This window comes from Ammoniphilus sp. YIM 78166 (assembly GCF_004522215.1).
Taxonomy (GTDB): Bacteria; Bacillota; Bacilli; order Aneurinibacillales; family RAOX-1; genus YIM-78166.
In genome coordinates this window covers 130176-154806 of the sequence record NZ_SDLR01000003.1, presented here as the reverse complement: position 1 = coordinate 154806, position 24631 = coordinate 130176, and the positions used below count along the sequence as shown (strand labels likewise).

Genomic DNA, 24631 nt, shown 5'->3' with positions numbered 1-24631 from the left:
GCATGGAATGAAGACATTAGAGAGAAATGTAAAATTCGTTTTACGCTTTCGCTCTCGGCTTCACGGCCAACCAGCCAAGTAAGCCGCAGAGAACAAAGCCTACCGCATGCAAGGATCCATACACAAGTACCATATCTGAAATTGAGATCGGGATTAAGCCAACCTTTTTGTTGAACCCATACCCCAACCCGATTAGCATAATGGCATAAACCGCCAAGGAAGAGAGCGTTAAAAAGATTCGAGCCTTTCTTTGATTCAAGTTTTTTCTTACCTTCATAAACACATAGGTACTGTAAATGGTAATGTTGATGGCAAAAATCGTGACGCCAATGACCTCAATCGTCTTGGAAAACAGGATGCCAAAGGCAATCAGGATCGGCCCTACGATATCAATACCCACGAGCCATTGATACCATTTCTTTTTCTCCATTACCCGCCCCAGCATCCCAATAAAAATCGGAACCATCGCAGAGGAGTAATGGAAGTGAACCGCACTTAAGGCACTCATCTTGGGAGCTAAATGAAAGAGGTGCACTTCAAATTGATAGAGACTATACCAGATGCCACCAAAAAAGAAATAGATCAGTCCAGCGGCAATCGCAACCTCTTCAATAAAAGAAAAACCTTTTTCTCGAAGGATCAGCAGCCCATAAATTGCAAATAAAAGGGTAAAGACCAGCCACCCAATAGACAAGGCACCTGGAATTATCACATGTTCCACTTGCCAAGTCTTACTGGCCATCATCGAAGCAAAAGCTAAAAAGGCAGCCGGAAAGTACAAGCGGATCAACCAAAAATAGATCTGTTTTTGAGCCTTTGTTTGATTCTTGTCATCGATTAAGGAAAGAACAAGCGGCACCATCACCCAAAACGAAAACACTAAAAACTGCTCAATTAACTCAAATTGAAAGTAATCCATGGTAAACGCAGCGATGGTGATGATTCCACCGATGATCACAGGCAAAGAAGGGTACTTCATAGAAAGGTTCCTTTCGTTGGTAACGAGTCCATTTTTTCCTATTTTAGCATTAGACGCGTTTAATCTGCCAACACCTTACCTGCTTATCATGCAGAGCCACCCCATATAAAACACTTTGAATCTTCTCCAGAGTGGGGCGTTGGACGGGAGAAAGTCGGCGGACATAGAATACCTTATTTCTTTGAAAAAGCCTTCCGTGTTGGTATTCTCGGACATAGAATCCGTTATTTACCAAGAATAGATTTTTCGGATCATATTTTGTATAAATAACGAATCTGATTTCCGCAAAATACATGCGATTCGTGATTGTAAGCTTTACACTTCGCTCTACGTCTATTTAAACATGATTTCATAAATAAAGGGTTTTTGAGAGGATGATCACATGATGAAATTGAGCATTATTAACAGCATTCGGACGAATAATTTTGAGGATGATCGCTTGATGGAAAAAATTGCAGGATTGTGGAAGGAAGCTTCTGGTCGTTTGGCCAATCAAGGTTGCATTGCCTATGGTTTATATCATGAATACGAGAGTAACTATAAGGGTGATTATACGTTAAGCATCGCGTTGGAGGACAACGATAGAGAACCTTACCTTGAAATACCGAAGAACAGTAGATACGAAATTTTTCATGTAGCCTCAACAGAACAACAAGGAATGATTAATACGTGGAAAGAAATCTGGCGACAGGAAGAAACCGGTACACTTGAGAGAGCCTACACCTTTGATTTTGAAAAATATTATCCTAACGGAAAAATCGAGGTATACATAGCCATAAAATAGGGGGATAAACCAACTGTTTACATGATAGTAAAAGCCTTTGCGAGGAGCAGTGAGCAATCACTGCTCCTCTTTAGTAATAGAATTTTATCACGAAGTGGAACTTCGATCGTCCTGCCGTAAGGATTACGCACCCATTGGCTCATGCGGATCGACAAACACTGTTATTAGTAGGATGACAATTTGTCTGCGGCTGGCTTTTGCGTTAAACAACTAAAATAATAGAGCTAATATACCAAGATATTCTTTTAAAGCTAAATATGAATATCCCCCACCTGTAGGTGCAAACAGATTTAAATGAAGATGTCTATCTTGATTCTGCAGGTAATCCGTCGGGTACGGAACCACATCAATCCCCTGCTTCGCGAAGTTTCGAACGGAGCGCTCCATATGAAACGCAGAGGTAACCAAAATAGGTTTCTTAAATCCATGCTGGGTTAAAAGTCTCTTGACGTAAACAGCATTTTCCTCCGTGTTTCGACTTGCACCCTCAACCCATATTTTCTCTTTATCCACACCCAGGGTGATTAGCTTTCTTTTTGCTATTTCGGCCTCGCTTCCCGAATCGCTGTGAACAATCCCTCCTGATAGGATAATAGGCAATCCCGTTTGAAAATGCAGACGGACTGTAGTAAGGAATCGATTGGCTGCATGACCCGAAAGCTGTCCTTTTCCATCCACATCTGGAGTATCCGCTGTCGCTCCCCCGCCCAGCATAACAATAACATCCCCACTTGGTTGCCCTGGCGGATGATACCTATTTTCTAGAGAAGCAACTAACATTCCACCTAGAAAAGGAGTAGAGAATAGATAAAAGAGGACGGTAAAAGCGAGCAGGTAATAAGCAGAATGCTTATCGCGTCGATATAACCTAATGCTTAATAGAGCAAACGCTAGAATAAATAGACCGGGAGGCAGCACAAAGCTATAGAGAAATTTAATGATATATAACATGGTTAAATCCTTTCCAGGATGACTATGGAACCTCCCTTATCATAGCAAAAGAACCTTTCAAGTTGAAGCCTACCTGGGCTTCCCCGAAGGATATCGTATTTTGCCAATGCTATTCCATGACCGTTATTTCCGCCGTGTCCATTTTTTTACTTTTCTAGAGGCTATGAGATATAGAGGTCCGGAAACACCTGCAAGAATAAGAGATGCCGTCCATAAAGCCGGATTTCGTAACCCGTAGGCTATGAACGCCAAGACAATGGATAAGACGAGCAGGATAAAGGCATCCCTCTTTTTGTCCCTGGCATGTTCAAACTCAAACGATCTGCGCTGGGCTTCCTCCTGCCACTCACGATATCGGCGCGGTTCCTCCAACAAGCTAGGCAGGCTTTGAAGAATTTGAAAGAAAGGCTGTCCTTGAACCCAACTGGCCACCAGCTTCCACCATCCACCCTGATGCTGCTCAAACCACTCTTTCAGAATGGGTTCACCCAGTTCGACTAAATCTCCGTCAGGATAGATCGTAGCGATCAGTCCTTCCACCGTGATAAAGGATCGACCCAAAAACACGAAGCGGGTCGGTACTTGAATGGGAAGGGCCTCTATTACCTTCTGAAGCTCCATCTTCATTTTCAACATTTCGATATGGGTCATCTTTTTGAACGATTGCAGGTCAACAGAAAGAGCTTCTTCAAGCATACTTTCCATTTCTTTTCGGTTGGCAGAAGGAAGGACAAATTCCAGCTTGATCAGGTGCTCCACGGCTTTGGCATAATTTTTCAAACCTAAAGCAATGAGAAGCTGCTGAAGGTGCTCCGCGTCTTTTTTACTGATTTCCCCCATCATCCCAAAATCCAGGAGAATGATCTCCCCCTTCTCATTCACCATGACATTGCCGGGATGAGGATCGGCATGAAACTTGCCTTGCTCCAAAAACTGAGGTATAAAAAGCTCCAAGAGCCTTTCCGCTAAGTCTTTTCTGTCGATGCCGAATTGGTTCAAAAAGTCAGTATCCGTAATTTTTCGTCCTTCGACCCACTCCATGATCAGTACCTTTTTCGTGGTGTAATCCGAATACACTGCCGGTATATATACTTGCACCTCTTCTCGAAATCGCTCCTTAAACTGTTGCGCGGTCTCCATTTCCTTCTTGAAATCCAATTCCCGCTCGATAACCGACTTCATTTCCTTGTAAAGCATGGGGAAATTGGCCTTATCTGAAAAAGGAGTAAACTGGGCAATCCATGTAATGAACCTTAAGGCTTGAAAGTCCGCTGCAATGACCTTATCAATACCGGTACGCTGAATCTTCACCGCCACATTCGTTCCATCCAGCAGCTCGGCACGGTACACCTCCCCAATGGATGCGGACGCAACCGGTTCGCTGCCGACGCTTCGTAAAATTTCACGGTACGATTTTCCCCATTCTCGTTCAAGCTGTACCCTCGCTTGATCCCAACCTGTGGCTGGAACCTGATCCACGAGCTGGGTAATTTCTTCGACAAAAGGCTTAGGAAGCATATCCCCTCTAGTGCTTAAGAATTGCCCCACTTTAATAAGTAAGCCTTGGAGCCGAATGGCCTTCTCCCTAAACGCTCGTGCTTGGCGGCGCATTAATTCATCCCATTCATGCCCCGATTTTTTCCTCCATTGGTACCAAAAAATCTGCAAGAAAAATCGGAGCGCCATCCCCACAATGGAGACCATCCGAAACCATTTCCACTTCGCCATCCAAACCTTCCTCCTAAGAATACGTATGTATTTGCTTATTCTTCACGATGGTCCATAATCCTCTAACTTGCTAAGCCTATCACGGTTTCGAAAAACACTTCCCATCTCAGACGAAAGAAAAAACAGGTTCCCCTGATAGGAACCTGTGCTGTGAGGCGATTTATGTTGAAGACTAAAGAGGAAAACAGTGAAGGGCCATTTAGGTACTTTCCTGTTGGAGAAGCTCGACATCAACTTCCAAACGGTCGACACGGGCTACCGTTTTATCGAGTTGCCGCTCCATTCGTTCCATGCGATACATCTGACTCTTGATCTCGTGGACATCCTTTTCAACATTTCCGAGTCTTGTTTCAACCTTTTCGAGACTAGTTTCAACATTTCCGAGTCTTGTTTCAACCTTTTCGAGTCTAGTTTCAACATTTCCAAGTCTTGTTTCAACCTTTTCGAGTCTAGTTTCGACATTTCCAAGTCTTCTTTCCAGCTTGTCCAACCCTTCTTTTATTTCTGTCTGTAGCCGGTTACTGGCGGCCACCATCTTAATCAGTTGCTGAAGCATGTCTTCGCTCATTTTTTCACCCCCTTTCTCTTCATTCTATCATAATCGAAAGCCTACTCAAACAACGAAAAGGACCTGCCATTTGCAGATCCCTCTCGCATGAATTTTATCTTCTATTCAGTAGGACGGATCATGCTTTCAGGTTGGACCCATTCATCAAATTGCTTAGCGGTCAGCAAGCCAGACTTGATAGCAGCTTCTTTCAACGTCAGATCATCCCCGTGAGCCAATTTGGCTATTTTTGCAGCATTTTCATAGCCTATGTGAGGATTCAGTGCGGTTACGAGCATAAGCGATGTTTCGAGATTACGTTTGATTACGCTCAGATTGGGTTGAATCCCTACGGCACAATGGTCATTAAAGGAAATCATGGCATCCGTCAACAGTTTGGTCGATTGTAGGAAGTTATAAATGATCACAGGCTTGAACACATTGAGCTCAAAGTTTCCCTGGCTCGCGGCAAAACCAATCGCCGCATCGTTCCCCATGACTTGGCAAACCACCATCGTTAGAGCTTCACTTTGAGTCGGATTAACCTTTCCGGGCATGATGGAGCTTCCGGGCTCATTGGCGGGGATGGTAATTTCCCTAATTCCGGAGCGTGGTCCGCTCGCAAGCCACCTCACATCGTTCGCTATTTTCATAAGATCGGCTGCCAAGGCCTTTAGAGCCCCATGAACATATACCAGTTCGTCATGACTGGTTAAAGCGTGGAACTTGTTTGGGGCCGATAGGAAGCTTTTTCCTGTCAACCTGCTGATCTCTTCCGCCACCATGTCCCCGTACTTCGGATGCGCATTAATCCCTGTTCCGACTGCTGTCCCTCCAATCGCAAGCTCTCGAAGGTATTCAGCGCTCTCCCTAATCATCCTTTCACTTTTTTCTAGCATCCGCTGCCATCCGCTAACCTCCTGTCCTAAGGTTAATGGTGTGGCATCCTGCAAATGGGTTCTGCCGATTTTGATGACATCTTTAAATTCTTCAGCCTTTTGTCGAAGCGTTTCTTTCAGCTTGAGCAAAGCCGGCAGGACGTGATCTTCAATCGCTAACAATCCGGCGATATGCATAGCCGTTGGGAAGGTATCGTTTGAGCTTTGTGAACGGTTGACATCATCATTAGGATGGACATGCAGGCCGCTGTCGCTTAACAGCTGGTTTGCTCGATTCGCGATCACTTCATTGACGTTCATATTGGTTTGGGTCCCACTTCCGGTCTGCCAAACCACCAATGGAAAATGGTCATCCCACTTGCCTTCTAGAATTTCGTCAGCGGCTTGGACGATCGCATTGGCCTTGTTCACTTCCAATTTGCCCAGACTTTGGTTCGTCCGGGCCGCACTTTTCTTTAGGATGGCAAAGGCCTGAATCATCTCTTGGGGTATCTTTTCCTTACCGATCCTAAAATTTTGCGTGCTGCGCTGTGTCTGCGCTCCCCACAACCGATCTGCAGGTACTTTGATCTCCCCTAAAGTATCCCTTTCAGTACGAAATTCCACTATACTTCTCCCCTTTTAGTTTTTAATTCATCATTGTCAATATTTTGCAGGAAAACATAGTAAGTTATCCAGTCATGCAGTTTTTATCTCTCTAATCACTCAACCTTGCTAATCTCCATAATGACATCAAAAAAAGCACCCGCGAGGTGCTTTTTTTGATAGTAGCCGAAGATGTAAGAGACTCGGTGTATAAAGCCTCATGATCCTTTATAAGCTTGCCTGTAAATGGTGGCCAACTCGGATACCAGCTGCTGTCGCGGATTCGCTGTTGTGCATTGGTCTTCAAATGCTTTGTCCGCCAACCATTCGACTTTGGCTTCAAATTCTTTTTCACTGATTCCGCACTCTTGAATGCTAAATGGCAGATCCAACTCCTTCATGAGGTTCTGAATGGCCTGAATCAGACCTTCCACCCCTTCGTCCGCTGTGGATGATTTAAGTCCCAGGGAGCGCGCAATTTGGGCATATTTTTCATCAGCAATAAATCTTTCATACTTCGGGAAGGAAACAAACTTACTTGGCTTCGCTGAATTATAGCGAATGACGTGAGGCAGCAAAATGGCATTCGCTCTTCCGTGCGTAATATGGAATTCTGCCCCCAATTTATGGGCCAAGCTGTGGTTTATGCCCAGGAATGCGTTGGCAAAGGCCATCCCAGCTATGGTAGACGCATTATGCATTTTCTCGCGGGCTTCCTTGTCCTCTGCACTTCTGTACGAACGAGGTAGATATTCAAAAACGAGCTGGATCGCTTTAAGAGCCAAGGCATCAGTATAATCAGAAGCCATTACCGAAACGTAAGCTTCTATGGCGTGGGTCAGGACATCCATTCCGCTGTCAGCGGTGACCGATTTTGGCATGGTCATGACGAGGTTGGAATCCACAATCGCTACATTCGGCGTCAATTATAGGCTTGATTACTACCTATTCTAAAGGTCTTATCGCCCCGATTTCTTTGTCGGTGTTTTGTAGATTATCGTTGTACTTCTCATGAATCAAGAAAACTAAATCATTCACAAATTCTTTTAGCTGCGCATTCATTTTTATCACCTAATCTATTTACATCTATTATCCACTTCGTGGAGCAAACAGAAGCCGGATGCAGCAAATTATCAAACAATCAATCCCCGTTCAATTACTAATAGACTTTTCTTGGTCTTCATCTTGCAAAACAGGATACCACTTTAAATCCTCATGCTTAATAAAATTAGATTTAGCGTAGCGATACTCATAAATAACCTTCCCGTCTTTATTGAATGCCTGCGGTTTTAAATCATTCCACTGAAATGATTTATCCCAAGAAAATGTAATAGGCGAATTCAATATTGCTTCTTTCCTTATTCTATTTCCTTCGGGTCCAATTTCGATATAAGATATCTTGGGGTCACTTGACCATACACTTATTACTGTTGTCGCCTTATTTTGATCACTTACATATGAGACCCCACCTATCGTTTTTATCAGATCTTTATTAGGGTAATAGTACACGGACATCCTTGAAACCCACAAAAAGCCAAAAGACTTAGAACTTATCGCTGTAACTGGTTTTTCAGGAGAATTAAAAATGAATACCTTTCCCCAACTATACTCAACTTCATCCAATAGCACTGAATCTTTCGAGATAAATGAGTTTGCTCTTGCAGCACTTAGTCCATCTAATCTATATCCACTTAAATATAAAAGAATAGATATCAAGAAGATGATTACAATTGCAATTACTATCTTTTTCATCGTCCCCTCCTAAAACCTAATCAGTGAATAAAAATCCAATGATTACCTCTACACCTGATTTTTACTTCTTCAAAAATTTTACCATAAATTTGGTATCCGTTATTGAAGATTACAGTCCGTCCCGCAACAAAAAGCAGGGGGTGGATGCCGATCCATTCCCTGCTATCGATCCATTAGAATAATGACTAAGCCAAATATACCCCCCTACAGGGTATTTTTAAAGACAAAACCATGAAAAGTCCACAGACGTAAACATCTAATATGGAAGCAAGAATAAATAGATGGCAATTCTCCACCTATTAATTAATAATAGAGTAGCTTTTCATTTTGTAGGTGGAAAAAATCCAACTATTAGCTCTGAAAATTCAAATTTACAAGCTTTATTGAAGCTCTAGTTGTCGATTCTCCACTTATTTTTGCTTTTTTCCCTCCATTTTCTCGGATAAGTGGACTTTTTACCACTACCAATCAACCTCGATGTTTCACTATCTCTTACTCCAAACATCCACATTTTCTAATATTCATTGGTACTGTTTCGTTAACCAGCCAGATCGCTGAACAAAAAAAGGACTGCTGAACGCAGCCCAACTTATCGAACTCCTATTAGTTCCACCAAGGTATTCTTGTACATCGATTATTTTTAAGGGTAGGTTATCCTGTTGCTTGAGTCTTCTTAGTCGATCGATGTCCCCGTGTATATCGAACTAGGTCTCTAATATGACAGTGGTATTCAGTAGGATTTTCCTCACTTCCAAGTGCCTTAATATTTGTTGGATTCTGATTTAAGAAAGTTGTCAATCCTTTCTTCAAATTTGCTCCAGCTATTTGAGGGACCACCAACATCAAAATAAAATTTGATACTTCTATAAAAATCAATAATTTTCTTCTGATTTTCCTTCGTAGTCGGTTCTAAAGTTGCTGGAAAATACTTGTTCTCAACTATATCTCTCATCATAATTAAATTCCCTTTTACATCAGTAGGTATAGTAACTTGATCTGACTCAGCGATATTAATGGTCTCTGTAATACCCGCTATGATGTCGATGGTCTTGTTTGACAGTATTTTGGGAAGTGCCGGATCATTCCACGCCCATTCAAATAAACCGGGATTGCCAATATAACTTGCGTAGCTATCTAATTTATTTTCAACTGCAATGATTGTTAAAAATAACGTCGCAATATCTGCTCGCTCTTTTTCCTTTTTATTTTGTAAGATCAGCCAAATGTTTAAAACTAAGGAAATACTCAGCAATGTATAGATGATATTCCTAACCGCCACTTACTCACCCCAACATTTATTATTCATTCCCCTTATAGGTTCCAATTAGCGTGACAAATAAATTTTGTTCTATTCTCGTTAATCTTCTATTATAAATTTCTTATATGCGGTTCCTAGCCAGAATATCAAAACCTTCTCTTGTCTCTATACCACTTGAATAGCACAAAAACAATAAGTAATATAACTAGGTATAGGAAATCCTGCATAGTAACCTCGTCAAGTGTAAACTGATGATACTTACCTCCCATCTAATCCCTCTCCTTCTGTCTTTTAACCGATGTTCAATCTATTCTTTCTGGATGTATCTATTCATTACCCTTCTTCCTCTTAATGAACCATGTTGCACCTAGAGTTAATAAAAGTGGAATGACAACATACCAAATATAGCTTTTTTGCTCTAAGTCTATAGGGGTGGCCTTTGGTTCAGTCGGTTTACCTTCTCCTAAAACAGATAAATCTTCGTTTGCAGAAGATAACTCATTTGTTCTTCTACAAATCGTAGTAGAAAGTTTATCAACACCATACATAGAGGACTTAGAAGCGTAAACGATGTACTCTTTTCCCTCCTTAAATTCATAGCCACAATCTGCGTCACCAAAACCAGTGGCTATGGTTTGTGCAGAAGCTACATTTCCTTTCCATGTATTAGTTACTTTAAAATGAACCTGCACTGGAAAGTTTTTATCATTAATTTCTAATACCTTACCTGCAAAGACCGCTTCTGAGCGTTCAAGTTCTCCCTCTACGCTTGGTAATTCAACGCAGGAACAAGCTATCCAATTGAAGGTATGGAAAATACTATTAAGCTAAATACAAAGTAAAAGATAAGAGACAATTGAATATTTTTTAACATATAAAATATCATCTCTTAAATTGGACGCTTTACCATTAATGGTTGTTTCAGAAATTTCTTTCACGTGTCAATAGAAAAAGGTCCTTCTTCAAGGACCCAGTAACCCTTACGCAAATCTATTCTAAGCCTTTCATTCCATGGGTGATTCGGCTACCCGTTTCACTCGTTCCACAAACTGCGTGACTACCTTTTCGCCAGCAAACAGCAGCAGTAATTTGACGAACCATTTTAAAGGAGTGTTCGTTACTGTATACCTAAAAAGGGTCGTCTGAATATTAACTTGAATCAGTTCATATAAGGCAGTGATTTGAAATAAATTGGCTAAAGTAAACCCGACTTTTAGCTTTTTCTTTTCTGGGTCATCTACATATTCCAAGGTAGTTACATCATACTCCTGAAGCCGGTTTCCTTCTTTATAGGTTTGGCGATAAACAGTCCCAACCCCTTCTTCCGTTATTTTGATAGGCTTGTGCTCCACAACCTGCGGCATTATTTTTTGCATATTCTCCAACGAACCATCAAATAGCTTCCAAACCTCTTCAATAGGAGCCTGGATTTCCATTTCTTTCGTCCATTCCTTCATGATTATCTCCTTTCTCTGAAAGGTAAGTCGCTCCAATACAAAAAGAAGTTGTCTCATCGAGGCAACTTTTAGCTATTATGGGTTCTATTTTGCATGTACATCGGGTTGATGAATCCCGAATAGATTACCTTCGGTATCTATATAGTATCCTTGCCATGCCATACCAGGCAGGGCGTATTTGGGCATGGCCACCTTACCGCCAAGCTCTATAATTTTCGCCTCCGTTAGATCGTAATTCTCCACTCCCATGGTACAAGCAAATCCATTTAAAGCTTGGTTTCTTTCCGGCGGAGCACTTTGACGCTGCATCAGAGCACCATTGATCCCAGGCTCCTTCTCATCGCCAGTCACGGCTCCGAAGTACGGCATTCCCGCGTATTCACTCCAATCCTGGAAGGACCATCCGAATACCTCTCCATAAAACGTCTTGGCCCGTTCCATGTCATCTACATGGATTTCGAAATGAACTAATCTTCCCATGATTTCCTCCCATATTTCGCTTACAAATCCTATCTTTCATTATAACAGTGTTGGAAATATATTCAATTTTTATAACCCGCTTCAAGAAGCTCCAATGATATCCTTGGCTTCTGAATCAATCCGTAGGTATCAAAGCAATGACTCACCAACTGAGGTATAATACCAACATATGAAATCCATTTGATTGCGGGGGATCGTTTTTGAATCATTTAATTGAAGTAGAGTTGAAAGCGATCTTGGAAGCTTCCAATGACAATATTGTGATCACGAATAATGAAGGGCTTATCTTACGTGCCAGTCCCTCTTGTATTTCGATCTACGGAAGTGACACCGATTCTCTCATTGGCAAGTCGGTCTATGAGTTAGAAAGGCAGGGGATATTCTCTCCTTCTGTAACGGTGAAGGTTCTAAAAGAGAAAAAACAAGCGCAAGTCATGCAAAAAACAAAAACCGGAAGGTTCGTCATGGCGACAGGGATTCCCGTCTTTGATAGTAACGGGGCTTTTATACGAGTCATTAGTTTTTCGCATGATCTAACCGAAATTCAACAGCTTAAAGACAAATTCGAGGAACTTCAGCTCGTTATGCAACGTTATGAAACGGAAATTGAGGAAGTACGTGAACGAGAAACCAAAACAGGTGGAGTGATATTTGAGAGCAATGAGATGAATCATGTATGGGATCTGGTTCATCGGGTATCCAAGTCGGATGCATCCGTGCTAATGCTGGGAGAATCGGGCGTAGGAAAAAGTATGTTTGCACGCGAAATTCATAAAAAAAGCGATCGACACCAGGGTCCGTTCATTGAAGTGAATTGCGGGGCGATTCCTGAAACGCTGTTTGAATCCGAGATGTTTGGCTATGCGGCGGGTTCCTTCACGGGTGCCCATCATAAGGGAAAGCCCGGAATGATCGAACTGGCCCATAACGGTACCCTCTTTCTCGATGAAGTAGGAGAAATCCCCATGAACATGCAAGTGAAACTGTTGAAAGTACTTGAAGAAAAAGTGCTGACACGCGTAGGAGGTACCAAACCCAGCCCCGTTAACTTCCGTATCATCGCAGCAACGAATAAGGATCTGAAAGAAATGATGAGAAAAGGAAGCTTTCGTGAAGACCTATACTTTCGGCTCCATGTCATACCTATTGGCATTCCACCACTTAGAGACAGGTTAGAGGATGTCAAGCTCCTACTTCAGGAGAGCTTAAAGAGGAATAACGAGAAATACGGCAAGAACTGCATGTTAGATCCGAATGCCTATAATGCGCTATTACACTACTCATGGCCAGGCAATGTAAGAGAACTAGAGAATTTGATGGAAAGACTGGTTCTAATCACGGATGGTTTAATCGAACCCAAACATCTGCCTTACCCTGTAAACGAATGGGAAAATTGGAGTGTGGAGGACGAAACTGAGCAAGGGATGGATCACATCCCCACTCTGCAAGAGGCTATTGAAGAGGTAGAAAAAAAATGGTTGTTTCGAGCTTATCGGCATTGCAAAACAACAAGAGAAATGGCGAAGTACTTAGGAATTAGCCAACCTTCCGTGGTTCGGAAGCTTAAACAATACCAAATTGATTCATAGACGAATCGCGATTCACTCATGAATCGCTTTTTTTCGTGTTTTGATCCAAAAATTAATCAAAATCCTCTTCTCTCTCGCTTGAATACTTGGCATGATAATTGCTTCATTTAAGATAGAGATTATTATCAACAGGAGGTTTACTATAATGTATCAACCAAAAGATTCTTCATTATCCCCCCGATTCTGTGGCATTCGTACATTTATGAGGCTGGAGCATATCCAGACAACAGACAATGTCGATTTCGTCATTGTTGGGGTACCCTTCGATACCGCTGTATCGAATCGAACGGGTGCACGATATGGTCCGCAGCATATTCGCAACTCCTCCGTTTTGCTACGTCCATACAATCCCGATCAGAACATTAATATCTTTGATTACTGTTCAGGTGTAGATTATGGCGACATTGACGTTATTCCTGGCAATATTCACAGAACCTATGACAATATGGTAAAGGGTCTGGCTCCGATCCTGGAGAAGTCTATCATTCCCATCATTCTAGGAGGCGATCACTCCATCTCTCTAGGAAATTTACGAGCTTTTGCTAAACAATATGGTCCTGTTGCGCTTGTTCATTTTGATTCTCATAGTGACACCTGGGACAATTATTATGGCGAAAAATATATGCATGGCACCCCCTTCCGACGTGCAGTAGAAGAAGGTCTGTTAGATGTGAACCATTCCATCCAGGTCGGTATGCGCGGACCCCTGTACGGTCCGGAGTGCATAGAAGATGCCCGCCATCTTGGATTTGAAGTGATTCCCATGAAGGAAATCCGAAAGATTGGCTATTCTGAAGTATTAAATCGAATTCATAAGCGCGTGGCCGGACGTCCCGTTTTCGTTTCTTTTGATATTGACTTCCTTGACCCCGCCTATGCCCCAGGTACGGGTACCCCTGAAGTGGGTGGGCCCACTAGCGCAGATGCCCTTGATCTCGTTCGCGGTCTTGATGGATTAGACATTCTGGGGTTTGACTTAGTCGAGGTGTTGCCAGCCTATGACAGTGGAGAAATAACAGCTGCTGCTGCCTCCGCGGTAGCTTTTGAAATGATTTCCTTAGTTGCACTCAAGAAGCGCAAGGTTCAGGAAGAAAATCTCAAGCAAGCTTCGTTTTCCAACGCAAATTAAGATCAATGGTTTTCCATCCCCCCTTTTTCGGGGGGAATAAGGTCTAAAAGGAGGGAAAATGTATGAGTTTCATAGATGTCATCATTATGCTGATCTATTTTGGAATGATTGTTTTCGTAGGGTATCTAGGCTCAAAAAGAGCGACCACCTCTGAAGAATACATGGTAGCAGGAAGAAACCTAGGGATGTTCATGTATCTTGGGTGTTTGGCTGCTGTTATCCTTGGTGGCGCTTCCACGATTGGAACGGCCAGACTGGGATACGAATTTGGAATTTCGGGGATCTGGTTGGTTACCATGCTAGGAATCGGGATTGCTACTCTGGGCATTTTCCTCGCTAAAAAGATTGCCGGTTTAAATGTTTTGACCATTAGTCAAATGCTTGAAGTGCGATATAACAAGCAAACCGGGCTTATCAGCGCCATTGTTGCAGCTATCTATGCCATGATGGTTGCCGTGACTCAGATTATTGGAATCGGAACCATACTTAATGTGCTTCTGGAGTGGAACCTTACTTTATCCATGCTGCTGGGTGGGGGAATTGTTTTATTTTACACCATGCTTGGCGGAATGTGGTCCGTAACGATGACGGATATCATTCAATTCGTGGTTATGACGATCGGCGTATTCTTTATCATGTTCCCGATGAGTCTTTGGAAAGCAGGCGGCTTTGAAGCGCTACAAACCCAATTACCGGAATCTTACCTCAACATTGCAAGCATTGGCGGAGATCGAATCTTCCAGTACCTCCTACTCTTTGGTTTAGGCATGGTTGTTGCTCAAGATATTTGGCAAAGAATATTTACCGCTAAAACGATTAAGATCGCTCGCCAAGGGACTATCTACGCCGGAATATATAGTTTGCTCTATGCGATTGTGGTTGCAATCATCGGGATGTGTGCGTTTATTGTCATTCCCAACCTAAATTCAACTCAAAATACATTTGCCGCCATGGCGATAACCATTTTGCCAAATGGGATATTAGGCCTAGTACTCGCAGCCGTAGTATCCGCCCTTATGTCGACGTACTCTGGAACTTTACTCGCTTCGTCGACACTGATTTCAAATGATATTATTAAGTCATTCTTCATGCCTAACATCAGCGAAAAACAATTCTTAAAAGTGTCACGCATCATTACCTTCCTTATCGGGACTCTTACGATTATTTTTGCCTTATGGATTCAAGATGTTCTCGTGGCTCTTGACGTCGCGTATGCTGTTTTATCCGGGGCAGTTTTCTTCCCCATCGTATTGGGCTTCTTCTGGAAACGAGCTACAGCCAAAGCCGCTTTCTATTCCATTATCAGCAGTACCGTCGTTGTATTAGCTGGCCTAGCCATAGAAGGCATTACTTCCACTAATCCTATCCTATACGGTATGGCTACTAGTTTTATCATCATTATTGTTGTTTCATTGCTAGATTTCTCCAACCAGAAGCAAGTATCAACAGATGAAGACTTGGAGAAAAAGAAATTTGCTTAAGAAAAGGATGGAAGCCGGTCTTTAGAACCGGCTTTTTTCTATTCATAAACGTATCCGCCCCAGTATCCTGCAGATCGAAGGCAAAAAGAATGAGTAAGAAAACAATAGATAAAACGGAATGGAATAAAGCCTTAAAAACCTGCATGATAGTATCCATTATCATATTGACTCTCTTCCTTTACTTCAACAATAAAGGAAGGCTGCCAAAGCAACCTTCCTGCACTATCGATCTCTGTTAGTTGAGGATTTTTTAATTCTTAATTAATTTATATCCAATAAAAGAAACCAATCCTAGAACTAATAATAGCCTGACTAAGGGATTATCAAAGATGAAACTTACCAAAATGATAGTTACTATGAAGATAGCAATAATCGATACAAATTTTGTATAACTAATTGCGTCTTCAGATAACTCAGGTTCTTCTTTATACATCCACCTCTTCCCAAAAAACAACATACTTTCTTCTGGGTAAAAATAAGACCAGATTAACACTCCATATATAGGAAGTAATAAAATAACTGCAATAATTATACCAGCCATGGATGTCCCTCCTTATGGCTAACATGATTGAAATAGTCTTTTCTCTCAAATACGATTTAATCCATAAAGGGTTTCGGAATTCCAATCATACATTTCACCTCTTACAATCTTAATTTCCTAATATTTTACTTTTCCCCCACATTTTCACGGCTTGCGTTCGGATAGTTCTTCTGTACCGCTAAAAGGTTAGTCAGGTACACCATATAAGTTATCGACGGAAAACCTTACGAAAGCCAAACAACTGCTGCCCATAACAGCTGGGGCATTTTACATTACTTCGAGCCCTTTCCTGTATTAAATAAGCACAGACTACGTGTTATAATATTAATACATCCTGTTATACCTTTTTTATATCCCTTTATATGAGGTCATTCCTGTGAAATCACTTAAAATTATTATTTCGACTATTGTAGCGTTATCTATATATACAACCATTGTAACCCAACCTAAGAACGCATCAGCATACCATGAATATACCCCAGTTTCTCATGAACTGGTTGATCTGAAGAAACAAGAAGGATATATCGGGGTTATTACCCATGCTAACACAATCCTTACCTTGCTCCTTCTAGCATCTTTTGTTTGGGCAACAACGACAACCTCATTTCATTATCTGAGGGAAGTTAAGCTCTTCCTATCCTCTTTTATTCCGATCTTAAAACAAAGGTTTAATCTATATCCTCGTGTGTTCAATAGCAGACTGATGGTTTTTTTTCCTTAAAAGTTATAACTAAAACTTTTAAGGAGGTTCATCATGGACCAAGAGAAAGAACCAAAAAAGGGTGATTATGATTTGAATAACGATATCTACAGAATGCTTATGATTAGCATCGTTATTCTAGCAGTAGTCCTTCCTCTTGCTTACTATTTTCAACCTTAGAATAAAACATGGACACCCAGCATCATGAGCTGGTTGTCCATATCTTATCAAGATAAGGAGTGAAAATTGTTGGATGCAGCACCGCAATTTCAAGGACAAATTCACCATCAAAAACTCACAAAACTGAATTTATTGAAAAGAACAGTTTTTATGTTTTTAGGAGCATGTTTGGTTTCAATAGGTTTAGAAATTTTTTTGGTTCCAAATCAGGTTATTGACGGTGGAATAGTTGGGATTTCCATTATTCTCGCGCATCTTCTGAAGATTAAACTAGGCTTTTTGCTCTTTATATTAAACTTGCCTTTCCTTTTTGTTGGTTATAAACAGATAGGGAAAACATTTGCAATCTCGACTTTGTTTGGTATCAGTATTATGTCAATCGGAACGTTCCTTTTACACCCCGTTCCAGTCTTAACCAAAGATCCTTTGCTTGCTGCGGTATTTGGGGGCATCATTCTGGGGGTAGGCGTTGGGCTAGTTATACGGTATGGAGGATCTCTAGATGGTACGGAGATCATCGCGATTTTATTTACAAAGAGAACCCCTTTCTCCGTTGGGGAAGTAGTTATGTTCTTCAATCTCTTTATCTTAGGAAGTGCCGGTTTTGTTTTTGGATGGGATAGAGCAATGTATTCTCTGATTGCCTATTATGTTGCTTTTAAAATGATCGACATTACTCTTGAAGGTCTGGATCAGTCTAAATCCGTTTGGATCATTAGTGAAAATTTTAAAGAAATTGGCGATTCCATCTTGGCTCGTTTAGGTCGTGGTATCACTTATTTGCAAGGTGAAGGCGGGTATACTGGTGAGGATAAGAAAGTTATCTTTTGTGTTATCACCCGATTAGAAGAAGCCAAAATGAAAGCCATTGTTGAAGAAATTGATAGTGCTGCATTCCTTGCCATTGGAAATATCCATGATGTAAAGGGAGGACGGTTCAAAAAAAGAAACATCCATTAAAGGGGGAAGGTGTGCATGGAATTTACAACAGACAATTCGATATTTTTATTTGCGATTCTGTTAGTTGTTGGTGTCATTACAACAAAGTTCTCCAGTCGATTTGGATTGCCCTCATTGGTACTCTTTATCGTTGTAGGGATGGTGCTCAGCCACTTTGTTTATTTTGATAATGCTTTTCTTACCCAGTTGTTCGGGATTCTAGCTCTTATTGTCATTTTGTTTGAAGGTGGATTACAAACCAAATGGACAGATGTTAAAAAAGTGGCTGCCCCCTCTCTTTCCCTAGCCACACTAGGAGTTCTTTTAACAACGATTGTTGTAGGCGTTTTTGCCAAATATATTCTTGGAGTTACTTGGTTAGAAGGATTTTTATTCGGGGCGATTGTTGGGTCAACTGATGCTGCTGCTGTTTTTGCCGTTCTCGGTAACAAAAATATCAAGCGTCGATTGACTTCTGTATTAGAAGCAGAGTCTGGAACCAACGACCCGATGGCAGTTTTCCTGACGATATCTCTGATTCAATTAATCCAAGCTCCCGAAGCCAACAATCTCTTTACTTTGATTATCGGCTTTTTATGGCAAATGGGTCTTGGACTTTTGATGGGACTCATTATGGGAAGATTAGCCGTTTGGAGCATCAATCGAGTAAACCTTGATTCTTCAGGTTTATACCCGGTATTGGCTTTAGCTTTTGCCATATTCACCTATAGCGCTACCGCTTTGATGTACGGGAGCGGTTTACTTGCCGTTTATGTCATGGCACTTTGGATGGGAAATTCAGATTTAACCTATCGGCACTCCATCTTTAGATTCAACGAGGGTTTTGCTTGGATGATGCAAATCCTGATGTTTATCATCCTAGGACTGCTCGTCTTCCCAACCGAATTATTCGGCATCACATGGCAGGGTATTGCACTTTCAGTCATCCTCATGTTTGTAGCTAGACCAATAGGGGTATTCATTAGTACGAGCTTTATGAAGTTTTCAGTGAAGGAAAAGATATTCATCTCATGGGCAGGACTAAGAGGAGCAGTTCCAATCGTCCTAGCAACCTATCCTTTAATTGCTAGTTTGGAGAATGGTCAGTTATTTTTTGATGTTGTGTTCTTCGTTGTTTTGATTTCTGCGTTAGTTCAAGGAGCAAGTATTACTCCTTTGGCTAATAAACTGGGACTTTCCGGCGGTGACAAGATTAATGTTCCTCATAGTTTAGAGCTAGTATCTATGGGTAAGACGAATAGTGAAATTATTGAGGTTCACATCAAAGAAGAATCAAACGTTGTGGGAAAGGAATTACGACATCTTTTCCTACCAGAGGATACGCTGATTACAGCCGTGATTAGAGGAGACAAATTAATCACTCCGCGAGGTAGTACCAAATTAGGCTCAGGAGATATTCTTTACGTGTTAATTAATAAGGCACACAGAGAGCGTGTGAAAAAGGTATTTATGAGTGAGAAACAGCAAGAGACAGACACCCCTTTCGAAGCTTAGATCACCCTCTTAAAAGGTGAAAATCGTTCCAATTACGGGAAAGTGGTTATGTCCTTCCCCTGTTCCGAGAAGAAAACGCAAGTGATGTCAGTGTTCATGGAGGGATAAAAGTCTGGGAGAATTACAGTTATGGTATTCTCTCGGGCTTTTTTTTTATTTTCCAATGAATTATAGGTGAAAATAACAAAAAGAAGGGAAGCAGTAACATGAGCAAAAATTGGGTGTTTGGAAGTTGTTTGGTGTGTCATTGGAATAACCAAAGTTTATCAATCACCTTCTGTTACATCCTATTCAATATTGGTGGGTGGATTTTTATCTAGCTTTATTTTCTTAGCCCTTGCAATGAAAGGCCTAGCTATGGGCACCGCATATGCGGTTTGGACTGGAATTGGAAAGGTAGGAAGCGCATTAGTCGGAATGTTTATATACGGAGAGCCCAAGAACAAATCAACCTATTGTTCATCAGCGTTTTATTCTGTGGTAAAACCGTGTTTAAGTAACCATTCTCTTTGACCCCTTCCAATTTCATTCCATTCTTTGTATATCACCTTTTCGTCTTTAGATAGACCTATTACATCAAAAATTGGTTCAATTGGCTGCTCATAAAAAGCAAACCAAATCCTTTCGCCACTTTCCGTAGTCACTATTTTTGCGGTTTTTTCGGTTTTCCAAGTATCCGCTACTCCTATCACTTTTACAATTTCAGGGTTCGAAATCACACCACACAAAATTGACAAGGGAATAGAAGGTTTAACTGATACACCTAGTGATAGGTCTTTATTAGGATTTAAATCAGCGGAAGGACCTGAAGAAATGAATGTCCATACCTCTCCTGTTTGCCTTTTAAAAAGACTGGTATGCAGCATTTCCCTGTGTATATAAAAAACGAGTACTCCGTTTTTTATAATTTCGGTATGTATAATTTCTTTGTAACTAATATTTTTCTCTTTCATGGCTTGTTCTATTTCAACCATAATCCTCTTATCGGTTGATGTTGAACACCCGATTAAGAATGTAGTCACTAACGTAAACATCATCCCTAACAGAACAAATAAACGAGACATTATTTTCTCCTCTACTTCCATTTGACCTCAATATGATGTCACTGTATCATAAATATTTATAATATGAGTGAATTAGAAAGTATCATTCGAACCTCTTATCACTATCATGCTATTGAATCCGGGAGCGGAATAAAAAAATAGAATGCCAAGAGAGCATCCCTTTATCACGCTAACGAATCTGTTAGGTAAACTAAATTAGTGCAAGACTACCTGTCTTTACTTAGGTCAGACAATTTACTTGATATTTCTCTTAATAAATGTATTTCTTCCTCCTGCTTTGATGCTATTTTATTTGCATTCTTTTCTATTGCCATCGCCAACAAAACCACGGCACCCAAAATGATAAGTAAAGAGCCATAACCCATTAAATCACCTCTTGTACCAAATTGTACCACAACAAAAATCCAAACATCTACCCGTTACCTGTTAAAAAAGAGCTGGCAGACAGCTCTTTATCGAAGTATCGAACCCCGTTAGTGGAGCAGCAAGAAGCTGTATCTAGCTCTCATGCCATTCTAACTGTACATCTTTATCGGTACGATCAATAGACATTAGCAACCTTGGGTTCTCCATTACTGAAGGAGTTTCACTTCTTTGTGGAGGCACATCTTCTGCTACGATTGTGATAACCCCTTCTTCATCGGTGATTTCCTTTAACTCGATTTCATAGAAGCCGGATGGCTTTATACCGCTGGAAATCAGAAGATATGTTTTATCGCCATAGTCAAAACGTTCAATTCCTCTATCTTCTTTCTTCGTATTCATCGTTTCATTGAACCATATACCTTGTGGTTCTTTTTCTTTAATCCAGAAATTAAAGGTGTCGGTATTTATGATTTCAATTGGTATAACGGAATCAATCTTAGAATTAGGTTCCCCTTGTGAAGAACAGCCTAAGATTACCGTAAACAAAAGGCAGGATATTGTCATCAATAGATGCTTCATTCGACTCCCTCATAAAAGTAGATTCTCTAATTTAAGTATATCATGGTACTGCTTTGTCCTGCCCGTTACCGCGAAAATGAAACACGGGACTGATGTTGATCCCGTCCCGCGCTATCGAATCCCGTCGTATTAATACCCCAATTATCATGGTTCGGAATGGGTTAATTTACGGTACTCCCCATTGATTTCAACTGCAAAACCATCTTTTAATTTCATACCTTTGATTTCATATAGTTTACTTCCGACAGGAGCAAAGGTGGAACCGTCATCCTCTTCTGGCATGGTTTCATTGGGATCAACGTAACTTTTCACTTCTCCGATTTGCTTCCCTATATTTTCGGCAGATACCGTTTCACCAGATTCCACGTATGCTTTATTTTCCGACGTTACCACTGGAGGATATGGTTTTACAGCGTAAGAACCTTCGGATGTTGAACTGGATGAACAACCTATTAGCAAAGTGAAAAACAAAAAAGTCAATAAGATTCTCATCACAAACCCCTCTTGATAAATTACCTTCATTGTTATTGCCGATGAGAACATGGAATTTGTTTACGGTAAATATATCCATATCTTAAATAGTGAATGGTGATTTATTAAACTAAACTTCCGTTATCACAACAAACAAGCAGAAGATGGATGACGATCACATTCCCCCGCTATCGAGTCCCGCCGAACAACTTCTTAGTTGAAAAGTCCACGTTTTTTAACCCAATTAAGAAGTTTTTTTGTTTCCTTTTCATTCGATTTAAGTAGAAAATACTGAGATTTAAAGTTCTCATCGCTAATCATCATGATAATTTTATCGTGCGGTTTTTCTACTCTAGTCGGGATGTATATGATGATTTGTTTATGAAGAAACCCTTTGTCACTCCAATGTTGGTATTCAGCTTTCACTATTTCTCTGTCTTCTTTTAAGCCTTTTGGTTCTTCAATCTTCCTTACTGGCTCCATTGTCACTAGAAGGGCATCCATAAGCGAAGGTATTTGTTCATTTGCTTCTCTAGTCCAAGATACTCTCACAAAATTTGAATTAAATATTGGTGAGATACCCACTTGTTCTTTGAGTATATTTGTCACTTGCTTCATAGTGGCTGAATCGATTTCAAGGTGAGATACTTGTTGGTTTTGGCAACTTACAAGAACAAGAACCATCATCAAGCAGATTGGTTTTATTAAATTCCTCAAAATATCACTCCTTTGCCACTATCATTGCCTTTTATCCAACTTTTCTGACCTTTAGCGAGCAAAAGAAAAGAGCTACGAGCGAAGTAGCCCTGTTCCACTATCGATCCCCGTTTAGCTTAACAAACTACTGACACAGCAACTCCTCTTAGATGTATATTTATTTGATAAAATTTCTTTATCAAAACTGAAATAAATTACGAGAACTTATGGCACAAAACTTAACCATTTGTGCAATCTTTTCTAATATTTCAAATGGTAGGATTTACTAAACTAAATCAATGAAGTATATACACGGACTATTGCAAGTGCTTTATTGTAAAAAATTGTATTCGTAACAGTATTGTATGAAGACTTATAATTATTTAAGGCACCTCATTAAGAAAGGATATTGATGAAATGATCGAACAGTTTGGAGGTCGTTCTGTCGATTTTCACCAATTGGTTAAACGCTCCTTAACTCCTATGTTCATTGTAAATCAAAGAAAAATAGTGTATCTAAACGAAGCGTGTATTGATCTTTTTGGTGGAACATCTCCGGACGATATTTTAGAAAGAGATTTGTATGACTTTATTCATCACGATTACCATGAAATCTGTAAACAAAGAATGAGTAAATTGATGAGTAAGAAAGTACCCGCAGAATTAATGGAACAAAAGATCATCCGTATCGATGGGAAGATCATTGATGTTGAGATTATGGCTGCACCTTATTGTGTGGAAGATGAAGTATTTCCACAGGTTATTATCCGGGATATTACCGAACGCAAAAACGCGGAAAAATTAGCTATTCAATCAGAAAAATTGACGGTAGCTGGTCAATTGGCGGCAGGGATTGCTCATGAAATTAGAAATCCTTTAACTGCACTAAAAGGATTCCTATCTCTGATTGAAAATGGAAAAATAAAAGAAGAGTACGTCAAGATCATGAAATCAGAAATGGATAGGATCGAACTGATTCTTAATGAACTTATGGTACTCTCCAAACCACAAGAAACAAAACATAACATAATAGACGTTAGAATTATATTAAATCATGTCATTGCACTTTTGGAAACCCAAGCCAACATGGAAGGTGTAGAAATCACAACAGAGTTCGATGATAAGGAATTACTTATTCTATGTGATGAAAATAGGTTAAAACAAGTATTTGTTAATCTTGTTAAGAACGCGATTGAAGCGATGACTCAAGGTGGATGTATTACGGTACAATGTAGGGAATTAAAAGTTGTTGATATTGCTATCCGTATTAGTGACCAAGGTTCTGGTATTCCAAAAGAGAAATTAGCAAGGATTTGGGAACCTTTCTTCACAACGAAAGAGAAAGGGACAGGGTTAGGCTTAATGGTAACCCATGACATCATTAAAGACCATATGGGTAGCATAAAAGTTCAAAGTCAAGTGGGGAAAGGTAGACTGCTCGACTTTAACAAAGGACTGAAACCAGTCCTTTTATTTAGGTTTACTTTCCAATTTAGTAAGCATCCTTTTCACAATTAAACCAACGCCAATACCGATAATTAAAAATAGGATCGATAACCATATAGGACCCCATTTTCGTCCATAAACGTATATCTCCGTTAAGTAGATTACGCCTATCGTTCCCATATAAGCAGATAATACGAAAGGAAGAAAGGCATAGGGTTCTTTACCGCCTCCGGCATCACGATAAGCATCCCGCATTGCAAATAGGTAAACACAGGGGTAGAACAATAGCCATCGAAAGTCCACTTGATCAATTGCTGATTCAATTTGACCTTGAAAGCTTGAAATAATAATGATATTTAAGTTCGATTGTATGTTGATTACAAATTCCAAAATTAGAAACGTAAGTCCTTTTAAAAATTTTCCGTTCAGGTATTGCCCAAAGCCTGGAAAAGCAATACTCCATAGAAGCACCTCAAGATGTTTCGATTTTTCCATTCCATCACTTCTCACCTTGC

The 24631-nt window shown here is 40.5% G+C and carries 28 protein-coding genes and 1 pseudogene; 11 read left to right on the top strand and 18 right to left on the bottom strand.

Annotated elements, in window-relative coordinates:
• Positions 1-40 precede the first annotated feature (40 nt).
• Complete coding sequence (locus tag EIZ58_RS12245) at positions 41-979, bottom strand: YndJ family protein (protein ID WP_134701110.1); 939 nt, start codon at positions 977-979, stop codon at positions 41-43.
• A gap of 385 nt (positions 980-1364) precedes the next feature.
• On the opposite strand from EIZ58_RS12245, the gene EIZ58_RS12240 reads away from it, so the two are divergent.
• Positions 1365-1763: a GyrI-like domain-containing protein gene (locus EIZ58_RS12240; RefSeq protein ID WP_134701964.1), complete on the top strand. Its 399-nt coding sequence runs from the start codon at positions 1365-1367 to the stop codon at positions 1761-1763.
• A 210-nt stretch (positions 1764-1973) separates the two neighbouring features.
• Here EIZ58_RS12240 and EIZ58_RS12235 read toward each other — a convergent pair whose 3' ends face one another.
• The 6 genes and pseudogenes from EIZ58_RS12235 to EIZ58_RS12210 all read right to left on the bottom strand — a co-directional run bounded on the left by EIZ58_RS12235 (position 1974) and on the right by EIZ58_RS12210 (position 8225).
• The gene (locus EIZ58_RS12235; protein ID WP_134701109.1) at positions 1974-2714 is read right to left on the bottom strand and encodes a YdcF family protein; all 741 of its coding nucleotides are present in this window, start codon (positions 2712-2714) and stop codon (positions 1974-1976) included.
• Between the two features lie 123 nt (positions 2715-2837).
• Complete coding sequence (locus EIZ58_RS12230) at positions 2838-4442, bottom strand: ABC1 kinase family protein (RefSeq protein WP_134701108.1); 1605 nt, start codon at positions 4440-4442, stop codon at positions 2838-2840.
• 199 nt (positions 4443-4641) lie between these two features.
• Positions 4642-5010 carry a hypothetical protein gene (locus EIZ58_RS12225; RefSeq protein ID WP_134701107.1) on the bottom strand — a complete coding sequence of 123 codons (369 nt, stop codon included), beginning with the start codon at positions 5008-5010 and terminating at the stop codon, positions 4642-4644.
• A 101-nt stretch (positions 5011-5111) separates the two neighbouring features.
• Positions 5112-6494 carry a class II fumarate hydratase gene (gene fumC / locus EIZ58_RS12220; RefSeq protein WP_134701106.1) on the bottom strand — a complete coding sequence of 461 codons (1383 nt, stop codon included), beginning with the start codon at positions 6492-6494 and terminating at the stop codon, positions 5112-5114.
• Positions 6495-6691: 197 nt separating this feature from the next.
• Positions 6692-7399: pseudogene (locus EIZ58_RS12215) on the bottom strand (bifunctional acetaldehyde-CoA/alcohol dehydrogenase); the annotation flags it as partial.
• A gap of 226 nt (positions 7400-7625) precedes the next feature.
• Complete coding sequence (locus EIZ58_RS12210; RefSeq protein ID WP_134701105.1) at positions 7626-8225, bottom strand: hypothetical protein; 600 nt, start codon at positions 8223-8225, stop codon at positions 7626-7628.
• A gap of 38 nt (positions 8226-8263) precedes the next feature.
• Between EIZ58_RS12210 and EIZ58_RS33275 the strand changes: the two genes are divergently transcribed.
• Positions 8264-8407, top strand: coding sequence for a hypothetical protein (locus EIZ58_RS33275; protein WP_167577651.1), 144 nt, complete (start codon positions 8264-8266; stop codon positions 8405-8407).
• Between the two features lie 578 nt (positions 8408-8985).
• On the opposite strand, the gene EIZ58_RS12205 is transcribed toward EIZ58_RS33275, so the two are convergent.
• From EIZ58_RS12205 to EIZ58_RS12190, 4 genes are all read right to left on the bottom strand, one after another.
• Positions 8986-9504, bottom strand: a complete 519-nt coding sequence (locus EIZ58_RS12205) for a hypothetical protein (RefSeq protein ID WP_134701104.1) — start codon at positions 9502-9504, stop codon at positions 8986-8988.
• Positions 9505-9809: 305 nt separating this feature from the next.
• Positions 9810-10175: a hypothetical protein gene (locus tag EIZ58_RS12200; RefSeq protein ID WP_134701103.1), complete on the bottom strand. Its 366-nt coding sequence runs from the start codon at positions 10173-10175 to the stop codon at positions 9810-9812.
• A 312-nt stretch (positions 10176-10487) separates the two neighbouring features.
• Positions 10488-10940: an SRPBCC family protein gene (locus EIZ58_RS12195; RefSeq protein WP_134701102.1), complete on the bottom strand. Its 453-nt coding sequence runs from the start codon at positions 10938-10940 to the stop codon at positions 10488-10490.
• An 84-nt stretch (positions 10941-11024) separates the two neighbouring features.
• Positions 11025-11420: a VOC family protein gene (locus tag EIZ58_RS12190; protein ID WP_134701101.1), complete on the bottom strand. Its 396-nt coding sequence runs from the start codon at positions 11418-11420 to the stop codon at positions 11025-11027.
• Positions 11421-11620: 200 nt separating this feature from the next.
• Here EIZ58_RS12190 and EIZ58_RS12185 point away from each other — a divergent pair, with 200 nt between their 5' ends.
• The 3 genes from EIZ58_RS12185 (at position 11621) to EIZ58_RS12175 (ending at position 15619) form a co-directional block, all read left to right on the top strand.
• Positions 11621-13009 carry a sigma-54 interaction domain-containing protein gene (locus EIZ58_RS12185; RefSeq protein ID WP_134701100.1) on the top strand — a complete coding sequence of 463 codons (1389 nt, stop codon included), beginning with the start codon at positions 11621-11623 and terminating at the stop codon, positions 13007-13009.
• A gap of 145 nt (positions 13010-13154) precedes the next feature.
• Positions 13155-14138: an agmatinase gene (gene speB, locus EIZ58_RS12180; RefSeq protein ID WP_134701099.1), complete on the top strand. Its 984-nt coding sequence runs from the start codon at positions 13155-13157 to the stop codon at positions 14136-14138.
• Positions 14139-14200: 62 nt separating this feature from the next.
• Positions 14201-15619, top strand: a complete 1419-nt coding sequence (locus EIZ58_RS12175; protein ID WP_134701098.1) for a sodium:solute symporter family protein — start codon at positions 14201-14203, stop codon at positions 15617-15619.
• A gap of 250 nt (positions 15620-15869) precedes the next feature.
• Here EIZ58_RS12175 and EIZ58_RS12170 read toward each other — a convergent pair whose 3' ends face one another.
• Positions 15870-16160: a DUF6199 family natural product biosynthesis protein gene (locus EIZ58_RS12170; protein ID WP_205672174.1), complete on the bottom strand. Its 291-nt coding sequence runs from the start codon at positions 16158-16160 to the stop codon at positions 15870-15872.
• Between the two features lie 376 nt (positions 16161-16536).
• On the opposite strand from EIZ58_RS12170, the gene EIZ58_RS12165 reads away from it, so the two are divergent.
• From EIZ58_RS12165 to EIZ58_RS12150, 5 genes are all read left to right on the top strand, one after another.
• Positions 16537-16881: a hypothetical protein gene (locus tag EIZ58_RS12165; RefSeq protein WP_134701097.1), complete on the top strand. Its 345-nt coding sequence runs from the start codon at positions 16537-16539 to the stop codon at positions 16879-16881.
• Positions 16882-16914: 33 nt separating this feature from the next.
• The gene (locus EIZ58_RS34810; RefSeq protein WP_255438256.1) at positions 16915-17040 is read left to right on the top strand and encodes a hypothetical protein; all 126 of its coding nucleotides are present in this window, start codon (positions 16915-16917) and stop codon (positions 17038-17040) included.
• A gap of 150 nt (positions 17041-17190) precedes the next feature.
• Positions 17191-18000 carry a YitT family protein gene (locus EIZ58_RS12160; protein ID WP_134701962.1) on the top strand — a complete coding sequence of 270 codons (810 nt, stop codon included), beginning with the start codon at positions 17191-17193 and terminating at the stop codon, positions 17998-18000.
• 15 nt (positions 18001-18015) lie between these two features.
• Positions 18016-19494, top strand: a complete 1479-nt coding sequence (locus EIZ58_RS12155; RefSeq protein ID WP_134701096.1) for a potassium/proton antiporter — start codon at positions 18016-18018, stop codon at positions 19492-19494.
• A gap of 225 nt (positions 19495-19719) precedes the next feature.
• Complete coding sequence (locus tag EIZ58_RS12150; protein ID WP_240689054.1) at positions 19720-20007, top strand: DMT family transporter; 288 nt, start codon at positions 19720-19722, stop codon at positions 20005-20007.
• On the opposite strand, the gene EIZ58_RS12145 is transcribed toward EIZ58_RS12150, so the two are convergent.
• The 5 genes from EIZ58_RS12145 to EIZ58_RS12130 all read right to left on the bottom strand — a co-directional run bounded on the left by EIZ58_RS12145 (position 19965) and on the right by EIZ58_RS12130 (position 22691).
• Positions 19965-20528, bottom strand: a complete 564-nt coding sequence (locus tag EIZ58_RS12145) for a hypothetical protein (RefSeq protein ID WP_167577650.1) — start codon at positions 20526-20528, stop codon at positions 19965-19967. The genes EIZ58_RS12150 and EIZ58_RS12145 overlap by 43 nt on opposite strands.
• 236 nt (positions 20529-20764) lie before the next feature.
• Complete coding sequence (locus EIZ58_RS33270; RefSeq protein WP_167577649.1) at positions 20765-20953, bottom strand: hypothetical protein; 189 nt, start codon at positions 20951-20953, stop codon at positions 20765-20767.
• 103 nt (positions 20954-21056) lie between these two features.
• Entirely contained in the window at positions 21057-21503 is a 447-nt protein-coding gene (locus EIZ58_RS12140; protein ID WP_134701094.1) for a protease complex subunit PrcB family protein, read from the bottom strand.
• A gap of 144 nt (positions 21504-21647) precedes the next feature.
• Positions 21648-21995, bottom strand: coding sequence for a hypothetical protein (locus EIZ58_RS12135; RefSeq protein ID WP_134701093.1), 348 nt, complete (start codon positions 21993-21995; stop codon positions 21648-21650).
• Between the two features lie 192 nt (positions 21996-22187).
• Positions 22188-22691 carry a hypothetical protein gene (locus tag EIZ58_RS12130; protein WP_134701092.1) on the bottom strand — a complete coding sequence of 168 codons (504 nt, stop codon included), beginning with the start codon at positions 22689-22691 and terminating at the stop codon, positions 22188-22190.
• A gap of 396 nt (positions 22692-23087) precedes the next feature.
• On the opposite strand from EIZ58_RS12130, the gene EIZ58_RS12125 reads away from it, so the two are divergent.
• The gene (locus EIZ58_RS12125) at positions 23088-24188 is read left to right on the top strand and encodes an ATP-binding protein (RefSeq protein ID WP_134701091.1); all 1101 of its coding nucleotides are present in this window, start codon (positions 23088-23090) and stop codon (positions 24186-24188) included.
• Here the strand turns inward: EIZ58_RS12125 and EIZ58_RS12120 are convergent.
• Complete coding sequence (locus tag EIZ58_RS12120) at positions 24141-24611, bottom strand: hypothetical protein (protein WP_134701090.1); 471 nt, start codon at positions 24609-24611, stop codon at positions 24141-24143. The genes EIZ58_RS12125 and EIZ58_RS12120 overlap by 48 nt on opposite strands.
• Positions 24612-24631: the final 20 nt, after the last annotated feature.